We start from the raw sequence: 4,255 nt of genomic DNA, 5'->3' as shown, positions 1-4,255 counted from the left end.
GGCCGGCGATCCGCACCCGGTGCCCGGTCCCGAGCGCCTCGATCGCCTGGACCTCCCCGCCGCCGACCAGCGTGACGCCGTCGGCCGCGAGCCAGTCCGCGATCCGGCGGCCCACGTCGGTGCCGAGCCGGGCCTCCTGCGGCAGTTCCTCGGTGCTCACGACGGTCACGGCCAGACCGCGGCGGGCGAGCGAGACCGCGGCCTCGCACCCGATGAACCCGGACCCGACCACCACCGCCGTGCCCGCGGTGCGGGCGGCGCTGCGCAGGACCTGGGCGTCGTCCAGGCTGCGGAGCACGAGCACCGCGGGGTCGTCCCCACCGGGGACCGGGAGGGACCGCGTGACGGAGCCGGTGGCCAGCACGCACTCGCCGTAGGTGACCTCGTCCCCGGCGGCGAGGCGGGCGACCCGCCCAGCGGGGTCGAGCGCGGTCACGCGCTGCCGGAGCAGCAGCGTGATGCCGCGCTCGGGGTAGGTGGTGGCCGGGGTCAGGGTGGTGTCCGCGGCCTCGGACTCGCCCCGCAGGAAGTCCTTCGACAGGGGCGGGCGCGCGTACGGCGGGGCGTCGTCGGCGGAGACGAGCACCACGGCACCCGCCCCGCCGTGGTCGCGATAGGCGGTGGCGGCGGCCAGTGCGGCCGGCCCGCCACCCACGACGAGAAGGTCGGCATGCATGTCCGGCGGGTACCCGGTGCCGACCGGGGCACTCAGATCCGTGCGGCGTCCTTCGCGAGGACCTCGGCGCGCTCGCGGACGGCCCGGAGCACGCCGTTGCGGTTGCGGTTGCGCTCCTCGTAGGCCTCGATGGCGCGCACGTCCTTCGGGTCCTCGAGCGTGCCGACGGCGTCCGTCACGTCGCGGACGGAGAGCCCGTCGTAGTCGCGGATCGGCAGCTCGTTCGCCTTGAGCGAGCCGGTCTCCCGGCGCACGGCGTGGGCGGCCCCGGCGGTGCCTGCGGCGTCCTCGTCCTTCGCCACGGCCTCGGCGCGGCGGGTGGCCGCGTCGAACCCGCTGGTGAGGCCGGTGCCCAGCACGTCACGGCTCTCGAAAGCGACCCGGCCGAACCGGTCGCCGGTGCGGCTCAGCCGCTCCTGCACCCCGTGTCCGGCGCGGGCCACCTCGTGCGCGGCCCGGTTGACGCTGCCGACGGTCAGTCGGACGGGCAGCTGGACCGCCTTGGTCACGCCGGCGGCCACGGCCTGCAGCGGGGTGGGCTTCAGCGACGTGACGCCGTCGACGGCCTCCTCGGCCACCACGGTCTGCAGCCACTCGATCGTCTCGGTGTGCGCGGCGACCAGACGCTCCGCCAGGCGGTGCACGCCCGCCGGACCGTTCGCGGTGAGGGCGAGCAGGTAGCGGGCGCGGTCGGCCAGCTGGTGCTCGATCGCGAGGTCGCCGAGCAGCGCCTCGTCGATCGGCTGCGCCTGCTCGGCGGCGCTCTTGGCGAGCGAGACCGCCCAGCCGACGACGGGGGCGACGACGTCCGGGACGGCGTCGAGGTCGCGGAGTGCCTGCGCGATGGCCTCCGAGCGGGACTCGGCCTTGCGGGCGTTGTCCTCCAGATCGCGGCGGACCCGGTCGGTGCGGGCCTGGGCGACGCGGGTGCGGGCGAGGGCGATCTCGCTGCGGGTCAGGTGCTCCAGGGCACGGAGCTGGGTGACGACGGCGGTGCTGGTCATACGGGGTGTCCCTCCGGACGGGTGCTCGCGGAGGCGCCGGGACCACGGGCTCGGGTCTCCCGGGCGCCACCTCACGGGTGCCCGGTGACCGCGCGGCTACACGTCGTGTGACCGCACGCACCGGACCGTCAGGGCAGCAGGCTGCTCTCCCCGCGCTCCCAGCAGCCGAGCAGGTGATCACCCAGGCGCTCGCCGAGGTGCAGGCTCGCCCGGATGCCGAACACCACGCTCTCGGCGAGCTCCGGCTCCGCGGCCAGCAGGGGAGCCAGCACCGAGCGGCGGACGACCTGCTCGTGCACCGCGTCCGCCTCGACGTGCTCGTCGTAGAACCGGATCGCCGCCGGGCCGCAGCCGAGCCTGCGCATGCCCCGCACCAGCCGGTCCGAGCCGGGCGACGAGGTCAGCTCGACCATCGCGAACTGCCCGACCGAGGCCCCGCGCAGCTCGCGGTGCAGCCCGCAGAGCGTCATGAGGTTGACCTCGGCCAGGGTGGCGCCGGGGACCCGGTCGACGTAGGCGCCGTAGGTGTCGTCGAGGTCGAGCTCGCGCATCATGTCCGCGAACAGCGCGGCGTGCATGTGGTCGGGACGTCCGCCGCCGTACTCGTCGTGCTCGACGGTGACCAGGCCTGCCTTGGCCGCGCCGGACAGCCGCGGTATCACCCAGGCCTGCGGGTCCGCCTCCTTGAGGTGGTAGATCGACCGGTGCGTCACGTACTCGCGCAGCTGCCACAGCTCGCCCGCGCGCTGCAGGTGGTGGGACACGCCGCGGACCTGCGGGCCGACCGGCTCGACGAGGAGGGCCTCGACCTCGGCGTCGACGTCGTCTCCCGCGGGGACCGCCGCGCGCAGGGCGGCGAGGAAGGTCCGTTCGAGGTCGCGGCGCAGGCCGAGCAGCGCCGGGTCCCACTCGAGGTCCGGCGAGACGCCGGGGAAGCCGCGGTAGTGCAGCTCGTAGCAGCAGTGCAGGGCGAGCTGGAGGTCGTCGCCGTAGGGGTCGGCGGGCTCGACGGCCGGGACCGAGCCGCCGCGCAGCGCCTCGAGGACCGCCGAGGAGACGGGCCCGCGGGGCGCGGGCAGGGTGAGGGAGCGGGTCACGACTCCTCCTTCACTCGGACCTTCGTCCGATGGCTGGTGTCGCAGAGGGGGTAGCGGCGGCTGCGGCGGCACAGGCACAGCGCGGTGACGGGCCGGTCCGACCGGACCCGCTCGCCGTCGGGCAGCTCGACCTCGACCGGGCCGGTGACCAGCGCGGGGCCCTCCTCGGTCAGGGTCACGTGGGTGCGTTCAGGCATGCCGGGCCTCCACCACGACGAGCTCCTCCAGCCGTTCCCCGGGCTCGATCAGCCCACGGCGTTCGAGCAGCGTGGCACGCGAGCGCATGACCGGCCCGAACGGGATCCGGGCCCGCTCGACGACCTCGGCCGCCAGCCCCGCCGCGGCGAACCGGTCGACCGTCTCGTCCGGCCCGCACACCGCGGAGTGCACGAGCAGGACCCGGCCGTCGGGGGTGAGGTGGTCGGCGGCGCCCGCGCAGATCCGGTCGAGGACCGCGCGGCCGTCGGGTCCGGCGTCCCAGCAGCGGCCCGCGGTGTGCCGGGGGAGCACGGAGGTCTCCGACGGCACGTAGGGCGGGTTGGCCACGATCAGCCCGAACCGCCGGTCCCGGACCGGACCGAACAGGTCGCCGCGGTGGATCCGGACGTCGGCGCCGCGCAGCATGCAGTTCAGCCGGGTGGCCAGCACGGAGCGGCGGGAGAGGTCGACCCCGGTGACCGTGGCCGCGCCCGCGCGCCAGGCCGCGAGGGTGAGCGCACCCGAGCCGGTGCCGATGTCGAGGACGTCGCGGCCCCTGGCGTGGCCGCGGCCCAGCAGGCCTGCGAGGACGGCGGTGTCGGACTGGGCCCGGTAGACGCCGGGCGGGCAGAAGAGGATCACGTCGGAACTCCGGTGGTCGTCGGTGTGGTGGTGAGACGGAGCGTGTCGTGGGCCGGGTCGAACTCCACGGCGCCCGCGGCGGCCAGCTCGTGCAGCCAGCCGACCATGGGCCAGCGGCCCCGGCGCCGGTGGAAGAGCCGGGCGTTGGCGACGATCTCGGCCACCCGGGCCTCGTCGGTGCGGGCGGGCGGATGGTGCTGGTGGAAGGCGTGCGCGCCGCCGACCCAGTGCAGGCCGAGCCCGCGTTCGCCCGCGGTCAGGGCGAAGTCGGTGTCCTCGCCGCCGTAGCCGCGGTACTCCTCGCAGAACCCGCCCGAGCGGCGCCACGCCTCGGCGGTGACGGCGAAGGAGAGGGACCAGAAGAGCTCCCGGCGGGTCTCGGGGACCAGCGCGCCCGCGGGCGGGTCGGGACGGGCGGGGTGCGGGTCCGGGACGAGCTCGGTCGAACCCGGCGGGAGGTAGGTGACGGGACCGCAGAGCAGGCTCGACCCCGCGGTGCGCGCGGCCCGGGCGTACCGCTCGACGAGCGTGGGTCCGGGGATGCAGTCGACGTCGAGGAAGACCAGCAGGTCGGCGTCGAGGCCCAGCGCGGTGGCGGCGCCTGCGTTGCGGGCGTGGGCGAGTGGCAGCGGCCCGTC

The 4,255-nt window shown here is 75.9% G+C and carries 6 protein-coding genes; all 6 read right to left on the bottom strand.

The window, feature by feature from the left end; all coding sequences use genetic code 11:
• On the bottom strand, positions 1-676 hold a 676-nt coding region (locus tag H5J29_RS22885), incomplete at its 3' end, for an NAD(P)/FAD-dependent oxidoreductase (protein ID WP_181783100.1).
• Positions 677-708: 32 nt separating this feature from the next.
• The gene (locus H5J29_RS22880) at positions 709-1,680 is read right to left on the bottom strand and encodes a ferritin-like domain-containing protein (RefSeq protein WP_181783099.1); all 972 of its coding nucleotides are present in this window, start codon (positions 1,678-1,680) and stop codon (positions 709-711) included.
• 128 nt (positions 1,681-1,808) lie between these two features.
• Entirely contained in the window at positions 1,809-2,777 is a 969-nt protein-coding gene (locus tag H5J29_RS22875; protein WP_181783098.1) for an iron-containing redox enzyme family protein, read from the bottom strand.
• On the bottom strand, positions 2,774-2,974 hold the full coding sequence (locus tag H5J29_RS22870) for a CDGSH iron-sulfur domain-containing protein (RefSeq protein ID WP_181783097.1): 201 nt from the start codon (positions 2,972-2,974) through the stop codon (positions 2,774-2,776). The genes H5J29_RS22875 and H5J29_RS22870 overlap by 4 nt, the downstream gene beginning before the upstream one ends.
• Positions 2,967-3,617: a HemK2/MTQ2 family protein methyltransferase gene (locus H5J29_RS22865; protein WP_181783096.1), complete on the bottom strand. Its 651-nt coding sequence runs from the start codon at positions 3,615-3,617 to the stop codon at positions 2,967-2,969. The genes H5J29_RS22870 and H5J29_RS22865 overlap by 8 nt, the downstream gene beginning before the upstream one ends.
• Positions 3,614-4,255: glycosyltransferase family 2 protein (locus H5J29_RS22860; protein ID WP_181783095.1), on the bottom strand; the 642-nt coding region annotated here is incomplete at its 5' end. The genes H5J29_RS22865 and H5J29_RS22860, both read right to left, overlap by 4 nt.

This window comes from Pseudonocardia pini (assembly GCF_013870575.1).
Taxonomy (GTDB): Bacteria; Actinomycetota; Actinomycetes; order Mycobacteriales; family Pseudonocardiaceae; genus Pseudonocardia; species Pseudonocardia pini.
The sequence above is the reverse complement of the archived record's forward strand: the minus strand, read 5'-3'. Positions and strand labels throughout refer to the sequence as shown.